The organism is Marinobacter sp. MDS2, assembly GCF_030718085.1.
GTDB lineage: Bacteria > Pseudomonadota > Gammaproteobacteria > Pseudomonadales > Oleiphilaceae > Marinobacter.
The window spans coordinates 168,443-189,940 of sequence record NZ_JAVAJF010000004.1 but is presented as its reverse complement, the minus strand read 5'-3'; the positions used below and the strand labels follow the sequence as shown (position 1 = coordinate 189,940).

At 53.4% G+C, this 21,498-nt stretch carries 16 protein-coding genes and 5 tRNA genes; all 21 read left to right on the top strand.

The genetic code is table 11. From position 1 onward, the window contains the following. Window positions 1-3 precede the first annotated feature (3 nt). Window positions 4-1,197: a hypothetical protein gene (locus Q9245_RS15440; protein ID WP_305897991.1), complete on the top strand. Its 1,194-nt coding sequence runs from the start codon at window positions 4-6 to the stop codon at window positions 1,195-1,197. Continuing rightward, entirely contained in the window at window positions 1,197-2,279 is a 1,083-nt protein-coding gene (locus Q9245_RS15435; RefSeq protein ID WP_305897986.1) for a hypothetical protein, read from the top strand. Before Q9245_RS15440 ends, Q9245_RS15435 begins: the two co-directional genes overlap by 1 nt. Continuing rightward, window positions 2,276-2,836 (top strand): DUF6160 family protein, encoded by a 561-nt coding sequence (locus tag Q9245_RS15430; RefSeq protein ID WP_371824836.1) that lies wholly within the window; start codon window positions 2,276-2,278, stop codon window positions 2,834-2,836. Before Q9245_RS15435 ends, Q9245_RS15430 begins: the two co-directional genes overlap by 4 nt. 14 nt (window positions 2,837-2,850) lie before the next feature. Then, window positions 2,851-5,256 (top strand): DUF6160 family protein, encoded by a 2,406-nt coding sequence (locus Q9245_RS15425; RefSeq protein WP_305897985.1) that lies wholly within the window; start codon window positions 2,851-2,853, stop codon window positions 5,254-5,256. A 107-nt stretch (window positions 5,257-5,363) separates the two neighbouring features. Then, a complete protein-coding gene (locus Q9245_RS15420; RefSeq protein WP_305897984.1) occupies window positions 5,364-6,329 on the top strand; it encodes a biotin--[acetyl-CoA-carboxylase] ligase in 966 nt (321 codons plus the stop codon). After that, window positions 6,326-7,060 carry a type III pantothenate kinase gene (locus tag Q9245_RS15415; RefSeq protein WP_305897983.1) on the top strand — a complete coding sequence of 245 codons (735 nt, stop codon included), beginning with the start codon at window positions 6,326-6,328 and terminating at the stop codon, window positions 7,058-7,060. Before Q9245_RS15420 ends, Q9245_RS15415 begins: the two co-directional genes overlap by 4 nt. Next, on the top strand, window positions 7,057-7,695 hold the full coding sequence (locus tag Q9245_RS15410; RefSeq protein WP_305897982.1) for a hypothetical protein: 639 nt from the start codon (window positions 7,057-7,059) through the stop codon (window positions 7,693-7,695). The genes Q9245_RS15415 and Q9245_RS15410 overlap by 4 nt, the downstream gene beginning before the upstream one ends. Window positions 7,696-7,726: 31 nt before the next feature. Then, window positions 7,727-7,802: transfer RNA gene (locus tag Q9245_RS15405), tRNA-Thr, on the top strand. A 40-nt stretch (window positions 7,803-7,842) separates the two neighbouring features. Next, window positions 7,843-7,926: transfer RNA gene (locus Q9245_RS15400), tRNA-Tyr, on the top strand. 10 nt (window positions 7,927-7,936) lie between these two features. Then, window positions 7,937-8,011, top strand: a tRNA-Gly gene (locus Q9245_RS15395). Window positions 8,012-8,023: 12 nt separating this feature from the next. Next, window positions 8,024-8,099, top strand: a tRNA-Thr gene (locus Q9245_RS15390). 52 nt (window positions 8,100-8,151) lie between these two features. After that, on the top strand, window positions 8,152-9,348 hold the full coding sequence (gene tuf, locus Q9245_RS15385; protein ID WP_199007996.1) for an elongation factor Tu: 1,197 nt from the start codon (window positions 8,152-8,154) through the stop codon (window positions 9,346-9,348). 52 nt (window positions 9,349-9,400) lie between these two features. Beyond that, window positions 9,401-9,476: transfer RNA gene (locus Q9245_RS15380), tRNA-Trp, on the top strand. 33 nt (window positions 9,477-9,509) lie between these two features. Continuing rightward, on the top strand, window positions 9,510-9,878 hold the full coding sequence (gene secE, locus Q9245_RS15375) for a preprotein translocase subunit SecE (protein WP_199008004.1): 369 nt from the start codon (window positions 9,510-9,512) through the stop codon (window positions 9,876-9,878). An 11-nt stretch (window positions 9,879-9,889) separates the two neighbouring features. Then, the gene (gene nusG, locus Q9245_RS15370; RefSeq protein WP_114335776.1) at window positions 9,890-10,423 is read left to right on the top strand and encodes a transcription termination/antitermination protein NusG; all 534 of its coding nucleotides are present in this window, start codon (window positions 9,890-9,892) and stop codon (window positions 10,421-10,423) included. A gap of 118 nt (window positions 10,424-10,541) precedes the next feature. Beyond that, window positions 10,542-10,973 carry a 50S ribosomal protein L11 gene (rplK, locus tag Q9245_RS15365; protein ID WP_199008003.1) on the top strand — a complete coding sequence of 144 codons (432 nt, stop codon included), beginning with the start codon at window positions 10,542-10,544 and terminating at the stop codon, window positions 10,971-10,973. Between the two features lies 1 nt (window position 10,974). Further along, window positions 10,975-11,673 (top strand): 50S ribosomal protein L1, encoded by a 699-nt coding sequence (rplA, locus tag Q9245_RS15360; protein WP_305897981.1) that lies wholly within the window; start codon window positions 10,975-10,977, stop codon window positions 11,671-11,673. Window positions 11,674-11,888: 215 nt separating this feature from the next. Continuing rightward, the gene (rplJ, locus tag Q9245_RS15355) at window positions 11,889-12,419 is read left to right on the top strand and encodes a 50S ribosomal protein L10 (RefSeq protein WP_199008001.1); all 531 of its coding nucleotides are present in this window, start codon (window positions 11,889-11,891) and stop codon (window positions 12,417-12,419) included. Window positions 12,420-12,458: 39 nt separating this feature from the next. Next, entirely contained in the window at window positions 12,459-12,833 is a 375-nt protein-coding gene (rplL, locus tag Q9245_RS15350) for a 50S ribosomal protein L7/L12 (RefSeq protein WP_305897980.1), read from the top strand. A 242-nt stretch (window positions 12,834-13,075) separates the two neighbouring features. Further along, the gene (gene rpoB / locus Q9245_RS15345) at window positions 13,076-17,152 is read left to right on the top strand and encodes a DNA-directed RNA polymerase subunit beta (protein ID WP_305897979.1); all 4,077 of its coding nucleotides are present in this window, start codon (window positions 13,076-13,078) and stop codon (window positions 17,150-17,152) included. A 77-nt stretch (window positions 17,153-17,229) separates the two neighbouring features. After that, entirely contained in the window at window positions 17,230-21,444 is a 4,215-nt protein-coding gene (gene rpoC, locus Q9245_RS15340; protein ID WP_305897978.1) for a DNA-directed RNA polymerase subunit beta', read from the top strand. The last annotated feature ends 54 nt before the right edge of the window (window positions 21,445-21,498 follow it).

Genomic DNA, 21,498 nt, shown 5'->3' with positions numbered 1-21,498 from the left:
CCAATAAAGGCTACGCTGGCGATTACGTTGGTATGGCCTGCCGCTGTGGTTGCAGGGCTTGAGCCCATCAGCGACCGCCAATTGTCCGAGGTAACCGGTCAGGCATTCGTGTCTGTCGATCGCCAGTATCATCCTGATCCTGCAGATAATACCGCCTACACTCGTGTGAACCTTGGTATGGATATAGAGGTTCAGACCAATATTGAAGTCCTTGAGCTCGGGAGGTACGACCGAGCGGGTGAAAAGGCGGGAAGCTCTGATCTGCTTATCGAAGATTTCTCTCTCGGGTACATCAATAACCAGAGCTATTACTCGGGTAAGAATTCCTCAGTGCCACGACAGCGTAAGCCAGATGGAGCTGACTATGCCGACGGTGAAATCGTTCCCTTTCTAATCAGTAATCCATTTTTTGAAATCGCTCAAGACACAGTGAGCAATGAAGTTGTTGGCGTTCGCCTTGGTTTCGGCGATGCCATGGGGATGTTGTCAGGGGCGATCAGAAGTCTAACCGGTAACGTTAATATAGACATTGTCGACAGAGGTGAAGGTCTAAAAAACGCCGAATCCAATGGTAATGTGGCAGATCAGATAATTAAAGCGCTTACACCTCTGTTGGAAGGTGAGAGCCCGCTGCAAACCAAAGGACAATTAGTTTATGGCGCTGAAGGCGATCCGAATATTGGCGAACTTGATCTCGTGCGCGGTGAGTACATTGGTATACCCAATGGCGAAAAGTTTGTGCTTGAAGGTGCGAGTGGATTCACCCGCTGGGCCCTGAAAAACTTTCTGGCGGGTGGGTCAAGCTCTAGAATTGAAGTACCTAGTTGTAATTTTTGGTCGTGTCCAGCGGGCGATATTCATGTCTACGCAGAAAACTGCTTGATCATGGGCATAGACGCTTGTTTTGAATTGCCATCATATAGCAGTTTTCCGATAGGTGAAGTCACTGAGGTTGACGGTAAAAACCTACTGACAGGTCCTGTCGACGGGCTTTTTCTATCGTTTCAAACCAAAGATCTGGAATGGCTAAAAAATGTAGATAAACAGAACCTCTCGCCACAGGATTTTATAAGGGCCACCCAAGGTGCTTTTTTTAATATTCCGAATGGTGCGGTTCAGGTTAATCTCCAGCAAGCGCTCGATGGGATCGAGCGCCTTCGAACAGAGTATATAGATCGCGGACGAGGGTTATTCTGATGGGAATAACTGCGCGATTTTGCTCCATACAGCCTTGTCTTGATTTGGTCTTTGGCGTTTTTCTAACGCTAGGGTGGCCGATTGTCGTAGATGCCGAGCTGAAGTCACTCGATGACACTGAGTTGTCAGAAGTTGATGGCGCGGGTATTGGTCTTGTGTTCGACGACTTCATATTTTCACACGGTACCGACGGGCCCGATGTCAACGGCGATCAAGCTAGGGTCTTCCGGCTCACCGGTATTAAAAGTAGCGATGGCCAAGATGTTGATATTACCGTCAATCATCTCTATATCGCCGGAGCGGGGAGCCATTATGGAGAGCAACTGACGCCGGTCAACCTCGGGCGACTTACAAATCCCTGGCGTATCGACGTAGTTGATGGGGACAACATTGGTGTCCCTGATATGGCAATTCTAGAGCTGGCAGCACCAGCGTTAACGTCAGCCACCGAAGGGTTCGACTGCCTTTCGACGACCGCTGTTGTCGGTTCCGGTCAGTGCTCGAGTCGGCCCGCAACAGAAAACTGGAGGGGGGAGCGAGCTGATATCGGTCTGCAGATGAACGTCGCTGTCGGAACTGATCGTTCGCCGAACCTCAACATTCACGCCCGCAGCGCAGTTGTCGATGGCAGCTATATCCGGCTTTGGGGTGATGACGAGCGACGCCAGATGGCCGGCCAATTCCGATTGAATCTCTATTCGCCGGAAGTCTCAATCAACGCCTGTTCTCAAGACGGTAGCGCATGCAGCTCCAGAATCACTATGTCCGATTTCGTTATGGAGCTTGCCATTGGAAATAGTCTGCAGCCAGTATTTTTTGATGTGGATGGAATGGGCAATTTTCTGCTTGAAGTTGATCCGATAGCGATGCCCAAGGCTGGAACGATTGGAGAAAGCGGGCTACGGGCCGACAGTGATCCCGCAACCTGGGATTTTTATAACGACTATTATTCGAATCCTGAATACCGCAGCAATGTCAGTATTGGCAATCTTAGTGTCACAAACAAAGATTTCGGCTCCGCTCGAATCGAAGGCATGATTGTTCAACACCTGAAGATACAAACCAAGGACCTCGCCCCATGAAGCTAACTGGATCGATCCTTCAGTTTTTATCGTGTGCTCTGCTCTTTCTCTCGCTGTTGCCGGCAACCTCTATGGCTGAGATGTCTCCACTGCAGGATGAAGCTTTATCAGATGTGTCGGGCCAAGGCGGCATATACCTGTCAGGGGATATCAGTATCAACGAGGTGGGCGGACCTGTTGAGAATAACCATTTCGGCCAGTGTACCGATCAGACCAAAAAATGTGGCGCACGTGTTGCGTATCGGCTCAAAGAGGATGGTGGCTGGGTGGTGCTCGATGACCTGCGAGGGAAGTTTTCATTTGAAGGCTTGACCTTGCGAGTTCGGGCTATCGATTCCGGTTTCGGTGGCGATGGCGAGCAATTCGACCGTGAGGTTGTTGAAATCGGCTTGCCGGATATCGTGAGGTATAAAGATGTCCGGTTTGATCTTGCAACCAGCAGTACCGCGCGGCCTACGGACCCCGGATTCCAGCAGACAACCATCTTCGCAGCGGAGATGCGAGGCAACGTTGTGATGCAGGGCAATCTGCTTGTTTTCCCCGACGGAAACCCATAGACCGAGGCTGCGGCATGACGACTATCTCAAGAACCACTTCGTTGATGTATCGATGCCTGCTCATGGCGGGCCCCGTGGTGTTGGTATCCGGACTGGTGCGGGCAGATATGCAGTCGCTGGACGATGCGGCGTTGTCCCGGGTTCAGGGGCAAAGTGGCATCACGCTGGAAATGGATCTCAAGATGTCCGCCGACGCTTTATCCTACTACGACGATGGACAGGGTGTGCATCTTGAAGGGCTGCGGGTGGGCTCATCCGAGATCGCCGGTAATGGAGCTTTCCACAATGCGACTTTTGATGTCAGCTCGGCCGGTGCTTTGAACCTGACTTACCTTGTAGAAGACAGACGGATCGAGTTTTCGGATATTCGTTTGGCCGGCGCGCCTGGAGTTAGCATGGGCGGGATCTTCCTCGACCACTCGCTGGATGGCTATTTCAACCTGCGCTCCGGCGGGGGGGTTGGCGGTGCCGGTTACACCTTCGACACAGCTTACACCATGACCGGAGGGAGGCTTGGCTATCTGACTAACGGTAATGCTGTCTTTCTGGACGATATCACGATGAACTTCGAGGCGCTCGGCGTTACCCTCGATCTGGTCGGCAACACGCTTCAGTTGGCGGCTCCGAGCATAAAAGGTGACTGGCGAGTAGGCGCGATACGGTTCAGCGATGATCCCGCGTACCATGGCAAACGACATGGCTCCACAGGAGCGTTGTTGCCGAGTTACGGCTCGTTGTCGGGCAGCTACGACCTTACCTCGACTACCGGAATTACTGCAGGCGGGCGTCAGGGGCAAGGCCTGCGTATTGATAACGAAACATTTATTAGTTCCGCGTCGTTGGTCTATGAGGATGATGGCGTTGCTCTTGCGCTTCGGGATATTTCAGGTCAGTACCAAATCCAGGACCTGCGGTTAGACGTGACGACCGATTGGCAGAACCGTCCGGCAGTCGGCTTGAGCCTTGGAAAATTTGACGGCGACCTGACGATAGGCTCCGTAGAGATGGGTGCAGGTGGCAACCGGTTCGGTTCAGTTAACCTGCGTTTTGTTTTTGAGGATCGTACCTTTAACGGGAAAGCGTACACCAATGCATTCTACTTGCAGGGAGGAGGTCACCCTGATGCTGGCCCGCAAGGCTTGAGAGTCGCTGCACAGTGGAGTCTGAGTGGCCTGGATCTGGGCTACAGAGAGGATGGCAACCAGGTATACGTAAGTGGCCTTCAATCGTGGGGACAAGGGGATGTCACCGTAAACGTGACTCGAGACGAGATTAAAAACGGCACCCAATTTTACGATGGGTTGAGGGTCGGGTTTGATGGCCTGAAAGGTGGATACCGAATCAATGGCCTGAGGGTGGGGGGCGAGGATGCGCCTCTTCAGGGCGGTACAGAACTACTCCTTGCGCTTGGAGTATACCCTGCCTACGAATTTGAAATGGATGGGCATATTACACTCGCTGCGGGCGGGGCATCCGGTGACGGGTTTACAGTCAACTCGGACATCTATATCCGAAACGGCAAGGCCGCCGTGATTGCCGCTCCCTATGACGAGGGGGCTGGAGAAACCGCTCAGAAAGGTCTTTGGCTAACGGATGTGACCTATGAAGGGCATGTAAGAGATATGACCGTCGATATGTCCGAACAGGGGCTTGCTATGGAAACCGGAGAGGTCTGGAGTACCATGGACATTGGCGATGTTCGTGTTGGAACCGCAGACGCCGGCGCAAGTTTTGGTCGGGTGCGTTTGCAAAGTTATGAAAAGGGGAGTGCGATAGTCATTGCTCCGGGAGGGGCTGGAAGTGTCTGCGTGGGTGGATCTGGCAGCACATCGTCAGCGTGTGATGCGTCAGGCGGCAACTGGGAAGAACGGGGTTCGGAGGGTGTTTCTGTCGGCATGAAGAAGGTACTTGCGCGCGCAGAGGGGCCTGATAAAAGGAATGCCTTGCTCTGGGAAACAAATCGTACGCGAGACGGGCAAGGAAAGGCTGTAAACGGTTCCGGCACAGGTTTGCATTTTAACGATATCCACACGGGTGATGGCGGTGATTTCAATGGCGATGGCATTGAAGATAACGTCTACGGAATCCAGACAGACCTTGCGATTGATGTTTACCAGGCGAAGGTTACCAAAAAACAGGACGGCCCCGATTCCCTTGGCGTTATCGGTAACCGAGGCGACGAGAAGATTATGGACCCCGGCGCATTGCAGGGGTACCGATACGTCGCTCAGCCGACGGCGGCTGATAAGGTCAATAGACCTCTAGGTTTTGCGGTAAAGGCGCAGAGCCGCTTCAAAGAGCTGACAATCAATAATGTTGACCTCATTCATCGCAACGGTGGCGCTCGCACAGCGCTCTATGGGGCGAAACTCCAGAACTTCGATATCCGAGCGAACCTGACGGCAACGCCAATTCCCTAGACACCAAGCAAGGCGGCAGAAAGGGCAGCAAATACGCTGCCCTTTTGTTTTTTTGCGCTTCCTGTTGTTTAATCCTGCTCAGTCATTTCTTGTCTGGAAGCAATCTAATGAAACCCAACACCTTGTTAGACCTACTCGGAGACCATCGCGTTCACTCCGGCGAGTCGTTAGCCCAACAGTTAGGGGTTTCGCGTACAGCTGTCTGGAAGCAGATTCGAAAGGTTGTAGCGGAAGGAATTGAAGTGAAGACGATCCGAGGCCAGGGGTATCAGTTAGTAACTGCGCTCGACTTGTTGGATCAGCGCAAAATTGTCGAAAATTTGGCGAAAGAGAGTGCCGAGCGCGTGGAACTGGTCGTGCTGAAGGAGGTGGACTCGACCAACGCCGAAGTGGCCCGAAAATTGTTGGCGCCTGGCTCGGCGATGCCGGTTGTCTTAGCTGATGCCCAAACTGAGGGGCGCGGCCGGCGAGGTCGTAACTGGTCCAGTCCCAAGGGGCAGAATCTGTATATGAGTATGGGTTTGACGCTTCGGGGTGGGTTCGAAGGGTTAAGTGGCCTGAGTCTGGTGTTGGGAGTGGCTGTCGTCAGGGCTTTGAACGCTTTGGGCGTGACCGGGGCGGGGTTGAAGTGGCCAAATGACCTCTACGCAGGTGGAAAGAAATTCGGCGGCATTCTGGTTGAGATACAGGGCGAGTTGCAGGAAGGGCAGGTTCAAGTGATCGCGGGCCTCGGGATTAATGTTCACATGACAGAGGCAACCGATGTGGATCAACCTTGGACCAGCCTCGCCAGGTATTGGCCTGATCATGCGTGGGTTCGAAACGAATTGGCGGCTTCTGTGATCAATGAAGTGGCTGCGGTGATGGAACAGTTCGAAAACGGCGGCTTTTCAGCGTTCAGAGACGAGTGGCAAGGACATGACATCTTTCTCGGTCAGCCTTTATCGGCAAAAGACGGCACTCTTTCCGGTATTGGCGGGGGCGTGGATGTGGGCGGTAACTATCAGCTCGATACAGCCACTGGACGGGTTTCGGTGATGGCTGGAGATATCAGCTTGCGGGTGAGTGTGTGATCTTACTTATCGATTCAGGAAATACCCGAATTAAGTGGCGTTTAATAAGCGGAGTAGAAAGCGTTGCTGTTGGCGCTGCCGATTTGCGTGAGCCTGAGCCGTTTAGCAAGCTGGTGCCCTACGCAGATCGGATCAGTCAGGTCTGTGTCTCAACGGTGGGCTCCGAAGCCAGTCAGAGCGCACTGGAAGCTGAGGTTGTTAAGGTGACCCCGGCTCCGATTCGTTTTTACTGGAGCGAATCTGAGCGAAACGGATTACAAAACTCGTATCAGGACGTATCCAGAATGGGGGCGGACCGTTGGCATGCCATGGTTGCGGCCTGGGAGCATTATAAGGCAGGTTGCGCAATCATAGATGCTGGCAGTGCCGTGACCGTGGACTATGTCAATGACAACGGGCTGCACCTCGGTGGGTTTATCCTGCCGGGCCTGGGAATGATGCGCCGGAGCCTAAAGTTAGATGCTGCAAGGATTGGTTTTGAGGTTGATGATCAGCTTAATACTCGACCAGGGAAAACAACGGGCGAATGTGCCAACCATGGTTTGGCATGGCTTACTGAAGGTGTTATTCGGCAAACGCATCGCGATGCAACGACATACGGCTTGCGGCATATACTGGTAACCGGCGGTGACGCAAGCCGGTTTATTGGGTTGGGCTTGGAAGCCAGGCATTGTCGGGGGCTTGTGCTCGATGGGCTGCAAAAGGTGGTCGCACAGGATGGCTTAATATGAAGTGGCTGGCGTTATGCTTGGCACTACTCAATGCGGTGCTTTGGTTGTTGCCGGAGAGGTTGGCGTTGCCTGCGGTGAGTTCGACTGCCGCGGGTGGCTTGCCCAGGGTGGCAAGCCTTAAGACGGAGCAAGGAATACACCCCGGGCCTGAAAGCGGGCATGTTTGCATCACTGTCGGATGGTTTAAATCCCCATCGGAGGCAAATGCGCTCGGCCGGACTGCTAATCTGGAGTATCGGGTGGAATCGAAGGCCGAATCATTGAAGCCTTTGCATTGGGTTTTGGTGCCGCCTCAGTCAGAAGCAGGTGCCCGACTGCTCTCAGAGGCCTTGCGTTCACAAGGTGCCGATGTTTACGTCGTTACTAGGGGGCAATACAAAAATGCCGTTTCATTAGGTATGTTTGAGTCCCTTGAGGCCGCCAAAAAACTGGCGAGCGAAAAAAAGTCGGAAAATTTGAACGTAACACTGGCCAAGTTCCCTCGTAATCGGATAGGATACGCGCTCGCTTTTAAGGTTGAATCGCCGAGGGAATCCGAAGTGCTTCAAGCGGTTGAAGCGGATTTTGATGGGAATTTCGATTTCATCGAACGTAACGCTTGCAAAGGTGTTGCAACATCAGAAAAAAATCCGTAGTATACCGCCCTCGCTGAACGAGCGAATGTGAGCTGGCGTAGCTCAGTTGGTAGAGCAGCTGACTTGTAATCAGCAGGTCGGGGGTTCGATTCCGTCCGCCAGCTCCACTTTTTAGTTTTGAGCAGATCCGCGAAGCGGGTTTGTACTGGAGGGGTTCCCGAGTGGCCAAAGGGATCAGACTGTAAATCTGACGCGAAAGCTTCGCTGGTTCGAATCCAGCCCCCTCCACCACTTATTGCTCGCGGGCATCGTATAGTGGCTATTACCTCAGCCTTCCAAGCTGATGACGCGGGTTCGATTCCCGCTGCCCGCTCCAATTTAGTTTTTCGCTCATGTAGCTCAGTCGGTAGAGCACATCCTTGGTAAGGATGAGGTCACCGGTTCAATTCCGGTCATGAGCTCCACTTTTAATTCCGGTCAACGTTACGGTCCTGGTTGATTAGGGGGATTGGTCGAATGTCTAAAGAAAAATTTGAACGTAGTAAGCCGCACGTTAACGTCGGTACCATCGGTCACGTTGACCATGGTAAGACCACTCTGACCGCTGCTCTGACTCGTGTATGTCACGAAGTTTGGGGTACAGGTTCTGCAAGTGCTTTCGACCAGATCGATAACGCACCGGAAGAGCGTGCACGTGGTATAACCATCGCCACTTCACACGTTGAGTACGATTCCCCAAGCCGTCACTACGCACACGTAGACTGCCCGGGCCACGCTGACTATGTTAAAAACATGATCACTGGTGCGGCTCAGATGGATGGCGCGATCCTGGTTTGTTCCGCAGCTGACGGCCCTATGCCGCAGACTCGTGAGCACATCCTGCTGTCTCGTCAGGTTGGCGTTCCTTACATCGTTGTGTTCCTGAACAAAGCGGACATGGTAGACGATGAAGAGTTGCTTGAGCTGGTTGAGATGGAAGTTCGTGACCTGCTGAGCATGTACGACTTCCCGGGCGACGACACTCCGATCGTTACCGGTTCGGCGTTGATGGCTCTGGAAGGCAAAGACGACAACGAAATGGGTACTACCGCTGTTAAGAAGCTGGTAGAAGCTCTGGATGCGTACATCCCGGATCCTGAGCGTGCTGTTGATCAGCCGTTCCTGATGCCGATCGAGGACGTATTCTCTATCTCTGGCCGTGGTACTGTTGTAACCGGTCGTGTAGAGCGCGGTATCATCAAGGTTGGTGAAGAAGTTGAAATCGTTGGTATCAAAGATACTGTGAAGACAACTTGTACTGGCGTTGAGATGTTCCGTAAGCTGCTGGACGAAGGTCGTGCTGGTGAGAACGTAGGTGTTCTGCTGCGTGGTACCAAGCGTGACGACGTTGAGCGTGGTCAGGTTCTGTGCGTACCGGGTTCTATCAACCCGCACACCAAGTTTGAGTGTGAAGTGTACGTATTGTCCAAAGAAGAAGGTGGTCGTCATACTCCGTTCTTCAAGGGCTACCGTCCTCAGTTCTACTTCCGGACCACTGACGTGACCGGTTCTTGCGAGCTGCCGGAAGGTGTTGAGATGGTAATGCCAGGTGACAACGTTCAGATGGTTGTTACTCTGATCGCTCCGATCGCCATGGAAGATGGTCTGCGCTTCGCGATTCGTGAAGGCGGCCGTACCGTTGGTGCCGGTGTTGTTGCAAAGATTATCGAGTAACCTTCGGGTTACTCGCTGTACAGTGTAGTGTTGCACTGAGTTGTTTCGGTGCAGGCCAGTAGCTCAATTGGCAGAGCAGCGGTCTCCAAAACCGCAGGTTGGGGGTTCGATTCCCTCCTGGCCTGCCATTTTTTAACATCCGGATACATAAGCTGATTCCTATGGAGTCAAGAGCCGTTCAATCATCCAGTCGTTTCGATCTAGTGAAATGGCTGGTTGTTTTCGTTTTGATTGCTGCCGGAGTGGTAGGCAATCAGTATTTCAGTTCCGAGTCCGTGCTGTACCGGGTTTTGGCTCTCGTGGCGTTGGGTGTTGTGGCGGCTTATGTTGCGCTGCAGACCGATAAAGGTCGCCGTTTTGCGACGCTGCTTAAAGAGGCGCGTGTAGAGATCCGGAAAGTGGTGTGGCCCACAAGACCTGAGCTGGTGCAGACGACCGTTATTGTTGTGGTGTTTGTGCTGGTTGTCTCGTTGATTTTGTGGGGTATGGACTCGCTGATCAGTTGGCTTGTCGCCGGCTTTATCGGTTAACAGGAGTGTCAATGGCTAAGCGCTGGTACGTCGTTCATGCGTATTCTGGCTTTGAGAAGCAGGTAATGCGCGCTCTTAAGGAGCGAGTTGCTCTGGAAAGCATGGAAGACAAGTTTGGCGACATCCTGGTTCCGACCGAGGAAGTTGTCGAGATGCGCGACGGGAAAAAGCGCAAGAGCGAACGCAAGTTTTACCCCGGCTATGTTCTGGTTCAGATGGAACTGGATGACGAGTCTTGGCACTTGGTTAAAGATACCCCGCGTGTGCTTGGCTTCATTGGTGGTACCAAAGAAAAGCCAGCACCGATCACCGAGCGGGAAGCCGAAGCCATTCTGCGCCGCGTAGAGAGTGGTGCAGATAAGCCTAAGCCCAAGACTTTGTTTGAGCCGGGTGAGGTTGTTCGGGTTATCGAAGGGCCCTTCGCCGACTTTAATGGTGTGGTCGAAGAAGTGGATTACGACAAGAGTCGTGTCAAGGTTGCTGTACTGATCTTTGGTCGTTCGACTCCGGTAGAGCTGGAGTTTGGTCAGGTCGAGAAAGACTGACAGCAGGCTTAGAAAATTAGAGCTCGCTCGCCACGGCGTAGCGGGCTTTTTGTGTCTGCAGAGTGCAGGCGTCATCACCGGGGAGCCGAAAGGCGTTTGAACCCATAGGAGAACTATCATGGCAAAGAAGATTGAAGCGTATATCAAGCTTCAGGTTGCTGCCGGTCAGGCCAACCCAAGTCCCCCCGTTGGTCCTGCTCTGGGTCAGCGCGGCGTAAACATCATGGAATTTTGTAAGGCGTTTAACGCCCAGACCCAAGGTGTTGAACCTGGTCTGCCGATTCCAACTGTTATCACTGTTTACAGTGACCGCAGCTTTACCTTTATTACCAAGACTCCGCCGGCGCCGGTTCTGTTGAAGAAGGCTGCAGGTGTTAAGAGTGGTTCCGGTCGCCCCAATACTGAAAAGGTTGGCACCGTAACGCGCGCTCAGCTCGAAGAGATTGCCAAGACCAAAGAACCGGATCTGACGGCGGCCGATATGGACGCAGCGGTTCGTACCATTGCCGGAACAGCCCGTAGTATGGGCCTGACTGTGGAGGGTCTGTAAGATGGCTAAGTTGAGCAAGCGTAAGCAGCTGATCGCTGAAAAAGTAGACTCTACCCGTGCATACTCTGTGGACGAGGCGGTCGCCCTGCTGTCTGAAGTAGGTCAGGCTGTTAAGTTCAAAGAGTCTGTCGATGTTGCTGTAAACCTGGGTGTAGATGCACGTAAATCTGACCAGGTAGTACGTAGCAGCACAGTTCTGCCACACGGTACCGGAAAAAGTGTACGCGTAGCTGTCTTTACTCAGGGTGCAAACGCTGAAAAAGCGACCGCTGCTGGCGCAGACATCGTTGGTATGGACGATTTGGCTGAAGAAGTTAAGAAAGGCAACATGGATTTCGACGTGGTTATTGCAACCCCGGACGCAATGCGTGTTGTTGGTCAGCTGGGCCAGATCCTGGGGCCGCGTGGCCTGATGCCTAACCCGAAGGTTGGCACCGTAACTGCAGACGTTGAAACTGCTGTTAAGAACGCCAAGGCCGGTCAGGTTCGCTACCGTACTGACAAGAACGGTATTATCCACGCTCCGCTGGGTAATGTTGAATTTACTGCTCAGAACATCAAGGAAAACCTTGAGGCTCTGATTGCAGACCTTAAAAAGGCCAAGCCTGCGTCGTCTAAAGGTGTGTATCTGAAGAAGATCACCATCTCGTCGACCATGGGTCCTGGCCTGACTATTGACCAGGGTTCTTTGAGCCTCTGATCAGTAGTTACTTTGTAGTCTAGGCGGAAGCCGAGGCTGTCAAAGACCGTAGGCCCCCGAGGCTCTTGGCAACAAGAGCCGCACGGGTTAAAGCAACGCCTACGCAGACGGTGTGAAGACGTTCTCTCTGAACCCAAACACCGTAAGGCGCCCTTTGTCTAAAGGGCAATGATGGGTTTGCCGGGGTTGTCCCGGCGAAATCGAGGAGAAATCCAGTGGCAATTAGACTCGAAGACAAGAAGGCGATCGTCGCTGAAGTCAACGAGACTGCTGGTGCTGCTCTGTCTGTGGTTTTGGCTGACTATCGTGGTGTTACCTCTGGTGACATGACGGCGCTTCGTGCCAAGGCTCGTGCTGAAAACGTACATCTGCAGGTTGTTCGTAACAATCTTGCCAAGATTGCGATTAAAGGTACTGAGTTCGAGTGCATCGATTCTGCGTTGGTTGGTCCGACCATTCTGGCTTTTTCAATGGAAGATCCGGGTGCCGCTGCGCGCCTGTTGAAGGATTTCGCCAAAGAAAAAGAGGCTTTCGAGATCAAAGGTCTGGCTGTCGGCGGTGAGCTGATGGGTGCAGAGCAAATCGATCGCCTGGCCACTCTGCCGACGCTGCACGAAGCGTTGACGAAGCTGGCTATTGTTACACAGGCACCAGTAACCAAGCTTGCACGTACTCTGAACGATATTCCGGGCAGAATTACACGTGTAGTAGCTGCAGTTCGCGACCAGAAGCAAGACGCTGCTTGATTCTGTTGAACACCATATTTTATTTTTTGGGAGAAAGTCATGGCTCTGTCTAAAGACGATATTTTGAATGCAATTGCTGAAATGAGCGTAATGGAAGTTGTTGAGCTCGTTGAAGCTATGGAAGAGAAGTTCAACGTTTCTGCCGCTGCAGCTGTTGCTGCTGCGCCTGCAGCTGCTGCCGGTGGCGAAGCCGCTGAAGAGCAGACTGAATTTGACGTTGTTCTGACCGGTGCTGGCGAGAAGAAAGTTAACGCCATCAAGGCCGTTCGTGAGCTGACAGGTCTTGGCCTGAAAGAAGCGAAAGAAATGGTTGACGGCGCTCCTTCTACTGTTAAGGAAGGCGCTAGCAAGGAAGAGGCTGAAGAAGCCAAGAAGAAGCTTGAGGAAGCAGGCGCTTCTGTTGAGCTTAAGTAATAGTCGGTTGTTGATCGACACCGCGCCGTAGGCGCGGCGAGGCTGGTGGCAATATGCCACCGGCCTTTTTGTGTTGTATATGCTATAGAGTCTGGTGGGCTATATCAGGTTAATCTCAGATGTATAACCTGCAGCCAGAGTCTTGTTCAAGGCGGCGCAATATGCCGAGCAACTCGGCCCCGAAGCAGAACACATGATTGCTTCTTGATACCAGGTATCAGGTCTAAAGCTGGGGAATGCAGATGACTTACTCCTACACCGAAAAAAAGCGGATTCGCAAAGACTTTAGTAAATTGCCTTCCGTGATGGACGTCCCCTATTTGCTGTCTATTCAGCTGGATTCGTTCCGGGACTTCCTTCAAATGGAAGCCGCTCCTGAGGACCGCCGGGAAACCGGTCTTCACGCAGCGTTCAAATCCGTATTCCCGATTGTCAGCTACTCTGGCAACGCCGCGCTCGAGTATGTGAGCTATCGGATCGGCGAGCCGGTATTTGACGTCAAGGAATGTCAGCTCCGGGGCGTTACGTACGCGGCGCCGCTGCGGGTGAAAGTCCGCTTGATCATTTATGATAGAGAATCGTCCAACAAGGCGATCAAGGACATTAAAGAACAAGAAGTCTACATGGGCGAAATGCCCCTGATGACCGAGAACGGTACCTTCGTTATTAACGGTACCGAGCGCGTTATTGTTTCCCAGCTGCACCGGTCGCCGGGTGTGTTCTTTGACCATGACAAGGGCAAAACTCACTCGTCTGGTAAGCTGTTGTATTCAGCGCGAGTGATTCCTTACCGTGGCTCTTGGTTGGACTTCGAATTCGATCCGAAAGATTCGGTTTTCGTTCGTATTGACCGTCGACGCAAGCTTCCGGCCTCGATCTTGTTGCGCTCTCTGGGCTACACCTCAGAGCAAATGCTGGCCATGTTCTTCGAGACCAGTAAGTTCACGATCGGCAAAGAGGTTTGTAACCTTGAACTGGTTCCCAGCCGTCTGCGTGGTGACATAGCCACCTTCGATATCAAGGATAACGAAGGTAATGTCATTGCTGAAGAAGGGCGCCGGATTACCGCTCGTCATATCAAACAGCTTGAGAAAGCGGGTATTACCGAGCTGGAAGTTCCAACGGAATACCTGTACGGCCGGGTTCTTGCCAAGGACATGATCGATGCGTCTACCGGTGAGGTTCTGGTTGAGTGCAACACCGAGCTGACCGAAGAGGTGATGGAAACGATCCTCGATGCCGGTGTCACCGAGCTTGAAACTCTCTACACCAACGACCTTGACTGTGGTCCGTTCATGTCTGACACCCTGCGTGTCGATCCGACCCGGACTCCGTTGGAAGCGTTGGTTGAAATCTACCGCATGATGCGTCCTGGCGAGCCGCCAACGAAAGAATCTGCGGAGAATCTGTTCAACAACCTGTTCTTCTCCGAAGAGCGTTATGACCTGTCTGCGGTTGGCCGGATGAAGCTGAACCGCCGTCTGGGTCGTGAAGAAAGTACAGGTGAAGGTATCCTGACTCACGAAGACATCATCGACGTTCTTAAAACGTTGATTGCGATTCGTAACGGTCAGGGCCAGGTCGATGATATCGATAACCTCGGCAACCGTCGTGTTCGCTGTGTTGGTGAAATGGCGGAAAACCAGTTCCGTGTAGGTCTGGTACGTGTTGAACGTGCGGTACGTGAGCGTTTGAGCCTGGCAGAAAGTGAAGGCTTGATGCCTCAGGATCTCATTAACGCCAAGCCGGTTGCTGCGGCTGTTAAAGAGTTCTTTGGTTCCAGTCAGCTGTCTCAGTTCATGGACCAAAACAACCCGCTGTCCGAGGTGACTCACAAGCGTCGTATTTCGGCATTGGGCCCAGGTGGTCTGACCCGTGAGCGCGCAGGCTTTGAGGTTCGAGACGTACACCCGACTCACTATGGTCGTGTTTGCCCAATCGAGACTCCGGAAGGTCCGAACATCGGTCTGATCAACTCGTTGGCGACATACGCCCGTTCCAACTCCTACGGTTTCCTCGAAAGCCCGTACCGGAAAGTTGTAGACGGTGTTGTCACTGATGAGCTGGTCTACCTCTCTGCGATCGAAGAGAGCAACTACGTTATCGCTCAGGCGAGTGCTGCCACTGATGAAGGCAAGCGTTTGACTGACGAGCTGGTTACTGTGCGTCACCAGAACGAGTTTACCGTTGCTCCGCCAGAAGCGGTCAACTTCATGGACGTATCTCCGCGCCAGGTTGTATCGGTGGCAGCGTCTTTGATTCCGTTCCTCGAGCACGACGATGCTAACCGTGCCTTGATGGGTGCGAACATGCAGCGTCAGGCGGTTCCGACTCTTATTTCACAGGTGCCGCTGGTCGGTACTGGTGTTGAGCGTACCGTTGCCCAAGACTCCGGTGTGTGTGTGACTGCACGTCGTGGTGGTGTAATTGAAAGCGTGGATGCTGCGCGTATCGTTGTTCGTGTAAACCAGAGCGAAACGGAAGCTGGTGACGCAGGTGTGGATATCTACAACCTGACCAAGTACACCCGCTCCAACCAGAACACCTGTATTAACCAGCGTTCCATCGTTCGTGAAGGCGATGAAATTGCGCGCGGTGACGTATTGGCTGACGGCCCGTCTGTCGATCTGGGTGAGCTGGCTCTGGGCCAGAATATGCGCATCGCGTTCATGCCCTGGAACGGTTACAACTTTGAGGATTCCATCCTTATCTCCGAGAAAGTGGTTCAGGAAGACCGCCTGACCACCATCCACATTCAGGAACTGACCTGTGTGGCTCGTGATACCAAATTGGGTAGCGAAGAAATCACCGCGGATATTCCAAACGTGGGTGAAAGCGCGCTGGCCAAGTTGGATGAGTCCGGCATTGTCTACATCGGCGCAGAAGTGGGCCCCGGGGATATCCTGGTCGGTAAGGTGACACCTAAGGGTGAAACCCAGCTGACTCCAGAGGAGAAACTGCTGCGTGCGATCTTCGGTGAGAAAGCGTCTGACGTGAAAGATACGTCACAGCGGGTTCCAACAGGTACCCGTGGTACGGTGATCGACGTTCAGGTCTTCACCCGCGACGGCATCGAAAAAGATGCCCGTGCTCAAGCGATCGAAAAAGAGCAGCTTGATAAGTACCGCAAGGATTTGAAAGACGAGTACCGCATCGTTGAAGGTGCGACCTTCGAGCGTTTGCTGGTTGCCTTGAAGGACCAGGAAGTCATCAGCGGCCCCGGATTGAAAAAGGGTGCTAAGCTGGATGAGGCCTACTTGGCAGAACTGCCGCGTGCCGACTGGTTCAAGCTGCGGATGAAAGATGAAGCTCTGAATGAGCTTCTGGAAAAATCCGAGCAGGGTCTGGAAGAGCGCAAGAAAGAGCATGAAGCGCGCTTCGACGACAAGAAAGGCAAGCTGCAGCAAGGCGATGACCTGGCTCCGGGCGTGCTGAAGATTGTTAAGGTTTACCTGGCAATCAAGCGTCGTATCCAGCCGGGTGACAAAATGGCGGGACGCCACGGTAACAAAGGTGTTATCTCCGCGGTTATGCCGATTGAGGATATGCCTTACGATGAATTCGGAAACACCGTTGATATCGTTCTGAACCCGTTGGGTGTACCGTCGCGGATGAACGTTGGTCAGGTACTGGAAACCCACTTGGGTGCCGCAGCCAAAGGTCTGGGTGAGCGGATCAGTCTGATGCTTGATGAGCAGCGCAAAGTCGCTGAGCTTCGAGAGCTTCTGGACCAGATCTACAACCACTCGGATGAGGTGTTCAAAGTCGATCTGGATAGCCTTAGCGATAAGGAAATTCTCGAGCTTTGTAACAATCTGCGTGGCGGTGTTCCGATGGCAACCCCGGTATTTGATGGTGCCGAGGAAGCTGAGGTTAAGCGGATGCTTGAGTTGGCCGGCCTGAGCACGACAGGTCAGACCAAACTCTACGACGGCCGCACCGGTGATGCCTTCGATCGTCCGGTTACCGTTGGCTATATGTACATCCTCAAGCTGAACCACCTGATCGACGACAAGATGCACGCGCGTTCGACCGGCTCGTACAGCTTGGTTACCCAGCAGCCGCTGGGTGGTAAGGCTCAGTTCGGTGGTCAGCGTTTCGGTGAGATGGAAGTCTGGGCGTTGGAGGCATACGGTGCCGCCTACACCTTGCAGGAAATGCTTACCGTTAAGTCCGATGACGTCAACGGCCGGACCAAGATGTATAAGAACATTGTCGATGGTGATCATCGTATGGAGCCGGGTATGCCCGAATCCTTCAACGTTCTTGTCAAGGAAATCCGCTCGTTGGGTATCGACATCGAGCTGGAATCCGAGTGAGCCGAATAGTTTTTTGGCAGCGTGAGCGGGCACTGAGTGTGCCCGCCCGAGATTAACGCCATCCGGAGCTTTTACTGATGAAAGATTTACTGAATCTTCTCAAGAGCCAGAATCAGAGCAAGGAATTTGATGCCATCCGTATTGGTTTGGCATCGCCTGACATGATTCGCTCCTGGTCTTTTGGCGAAGTGAAAAAGCCTGAGACCATTAACTACCGTACCTTCAAGCCGGAGCGTGACGGTCTTTTCTGTGCCAAGATCTTCGGCCCGATCAAAGATTACGAGTGCTTGTGCGGTAAGTACAAGCGACTCAAGCACCGCGGTGTTATCTGTGAAAAGTGTGGCGTAGAAGTTGCACTGGCCAGCGTTCGTCGTGAACGTATGGGTCACATTGAGCTGGCGAGCCCGGTTGCTCACATCTGGTTCCTGAAGTCACTGCCGTCCCGCATCGGCTTGATGCTGGACATGACCCTGCGTGATATCGAGCGGGTGCTGTACTTCGAGAGCTTTATTGTTATCGATCCCGGCATGACCACCCTCGAAAAGGGCCAGCTGCTTAACGATGAGCAGTACTACGAAGCTCTGGAAGAGTTCGGTGATGAATTCGATGCCCGCATGGGTGCCGAAGCCGTTAAGGAATTGCTGCAGGATATCGATCTGCAGGAAGAAGTGGATCGTCTTCGCGAAGAGATTCCTCAGACCAATTCCGAAACCAAGATCAAAAAGTTCAGCAAGCGCCTGAAGATTCTTGAGGCCTTCCTGTACTCCGGCAACAAGCCGGGCGACATGGTGATGACCGTGCTGCCAGTTCTGCCGCCGGACTTGCGTCCGCTGGTACCGCTGGACGGTGGGCGTTTTGCGACATCTGACCTGAACGATCTGTACCGTCGGGTAATCAACCGGAACAACCGTCTCAAGCGCCTGCTGGAGCTGAATGCTCCGGACATTATTGTGCGCAACGAAAAGCGGATGCTTCAGGAAGCGGTTGATGCACTGCTGGACAACGGTCGTCGTGGTCGCGCTATCACTGGCACCAACAAGCGCCCGCTGAAGTCTCTGGCAGACATGATCAAGGGTAAGCAGGGTCGTTTCCGTCAGAACCTGCTTGGTAAGCGTGTTGACTACTCTGGCCGTTCGGTCATCGTGGTTGGTCCTTACCTGCGTCTGCACCAGTGTGGTCTTCCGAAGAAAATGGCTCTGGAGCTGTTCAAGCCGTTTATTTTCTCGAAGCTTGAGCACCGCGGACTGGCTACCACCATCAAAGCCGCCAAGAAAATGGTTGAGCGCGAAGAAGGTGTGGTCTGGGACATTCTGGATGAAGTCATCCGTGAGCACCCGATCCTGTTGAACCGTGCGCCTACACTGCACCGTTTGGGTATCCAGGCATTCGAGCCAGTACTGATCGAAGGTAAAGCGATTCAGCTGCACCCGCTGGTGTGTGCGGCCTATAACGCCGACTTTGACGGTGACCAGATGGCGGTACACGTACCGCTGACCCTGGAAGCTCAGCTTGAAGCCCGCGCGTTGATGATGTCTACCAACAACGTGTTGTCGCCGGCCAACGGCGAGCCGATCATCGTTCCTTCTCAGGACGTTGTATTGGGCTTGTATTACATGACGCGTGAGCGCCATGCGGCTGTCGGTGAAGGCATCGTATTCTCAGACGTGAAAGAAGCCCACCGTGCCTACGGCGCGGGCAAGGTTGATCTTCAGGCGAAGGTGAAGATTCGCGTTAAGGAAGTTGCGATCGCGGAGGACGGATCCCGCAGCGAAGCCTACCGTATCGTGGATACCACGGTTGGTCGTGCGCTGTTGTTTGACATCGTTCCTGATGGCCTGCCGTTCGACATCGTCAACAAGCCGATGGTGAAAAAGGCGATCTCGAATCTGATCAACACCTGTTACCGGGATGCCGGTCTCAAAGATACCGTTATCTTTGCCGACCAGCTAATGTACATGGGTTACCACTACGCAACTCGCTCGGGCATCTCGATCTGCTTTAACGACTTCGAGATTCCGCCAGAGAAGTACGAGTTGGTAGACGCTGCTTCTGACGAAGTAAAAGACATCGAAAACCAGTACGCCTCTGGTCTGCTGACCCAGGGTGAGAAGTACAACAAGGTTATCGATATCTGGTCCCGCGCTAACGACAAAGTGTCGAAGGCGATGATGGAGCGGCTGTCCCAGGAGCAGGTGATTGGTCCTGATGGTCAGCCGGTCAAAGGCGAAGACGGCAAAGAACTGATGCAGGAGTCGTTTAACTCCGTGTACATGATGGCCGATTCCGGTGCTCGGGGTTCCGCAGCCCAGATTCGTCAGCTGTCTGGTATGCGTGGTTTGATGGCCAAGCCGGATGGCTCGATCATCGAAACGCCGATCACAGCGAACTTCCGTGAAGGTCTGAACGTACTCCAGTACTTTATCTCGACTCACGGTGCTCGTAAGGGTCTTGCGGATACGGCTCTGAAGACCGCGAACTCCGGTTACCTGACCCGTCGTCTGGTTGACGTATCCCAGGATCTGGTTGTCACGGTAGAAGACTGTGGCACTGACGAAGGCCTGCTGATGACGCCGCACATCGAAGGTGGTGACGTTGTTGTGCCGCTGGGCGATCGTGTGCTTGGTCGTGTTACCGCTCGGGATGTGTTTACCCCGACCGACAAAGAAAACGCAGTTGTTGAAGCCGGCACTCTGCTTGACGAGAAGACCGTCGAGTTGGTTGAGCGCGCGGGTGTGGACGAAATCTGGGTGCGCTCGGCGATTACCTGTGAGACTCGCCACGGCATCTGTTCTATGTGTTACGGCCGTGATCTGGCTCGTGGTCACCAGGTTAACGTCGGTGAGGCTGTCGGTGTTATCGCTGCTCAGTCCATCGGTGAGCCGGGTACCCAGCTGACCATGCGTACGTTCCACATCGGTGGTGCTGCGAGCCGGGCGTCTGCTGTCGACAACATTCAGGTTAAGCACGGTGGTACGGTCCGTCTGCACAACCTGAAGTCTATCGAGAAGACCGACGGTTCACTGGTTGTCATCTCTCGTTCGTCTGCCTTGGCGATCGCCGATGAGCAGGGTCGTGAGCGCGAGTGGTACAAACTGCCGTATGGTGCTGTTCTGTCTGTTAAGAACGGTGACGAGGTAGAAGCGGGTGTTGCGGTTGCCAAATGGGATCCGCACACGCACCCAATCATTGCGGAAGCAAAAGGTACGGCCAAGTTCGTCAACATGGAAGAGGGCATTACTGTCCGCACCCAGGCTGATGAGCTGACCGGTCTTTCCACGATGGAAGTGATTGACGCCAAAGAGCGTCCTGCTGCCGGTAAAGACATTCGTCCTGCGATTCAGTTGCTGGATGAAAACGGTGAAGAGGCAGAGCTGCCGGGTGGTGGCGCCGCGATCTTCTTCCTGCCAGCGAACGCTCTGGTGAGCATGTCGAATGGCGCGAAAGTGGAGCTGGGTGACGTTGTAGCCCGTATCCCGCAGGAAAGCTCGAAGACTCGAGACATTACGGGTGGTCTGCCGCGTGTTGCCGACTTGTTCGAGGCGCGTCGCCCGAAAGAGTCTGCGATTCTGGCTGAAATCAGTGGTGTTGTGTCGTTCGGTAAAGAAACCAAGGGCAAGAAGCGTCTGGTTCTGACTCCGAAAGATGGCGATGCCTATGAAGTTCTGATTCCGAAACACCGTCAGATGAACGTGTTTGAAGGTGAGACGGTTGAGAAAGGTGAAGTAATTTCTGACGGCCCGTCTAATCCGCACGACATTTTGCGTCTGCTGGGTGTAGTTGAGCTGGCCAAATACATCACCAACGAAATTCAGGACGTTTACCGCCTGCAGGGCGTTGTGATCAACGATAAGCACATTGAAGTTATCGTTCGTCAGATGTTGCGCAAAGTGGAGATCACCGATCCGGGCGATACCACCTTGTTGTCGGGTGATCAGGTTGAGATCACTCATGTTCTGGAAGAAAACGAAAAAGCTGAGGCGGCTGATAAAGAGCCGGCACGTTTCGATCGTCTGTTGCTGGGTATCACCAAGGCATCGCTTGCGACCGAATCGTTCATCTCCGCAGCTTCGTTCCAGGAAACGACACGGGTTCTTACCGAAGGTGCGGTCACTGGTAAGCGTGACTACCTGCGCGGCCTGAAAGAAAACGTTGTGGTGGGTCGACTGATTCCGGCTGGTACCGGTTTGGCTTATCACAGTGCAAGGCGCCGTCGCCGCGACCTGGAAGAGCAGGGCGTAACGGCTGCGGATGTCGAAGAGGCTCTGAGCGCAGAACTCAATCGCGAACTCTGATTGAAAAAGCGTGCCACCCCCGGGTAGATACCTACTCGGGGAGTGGTTAAAAAG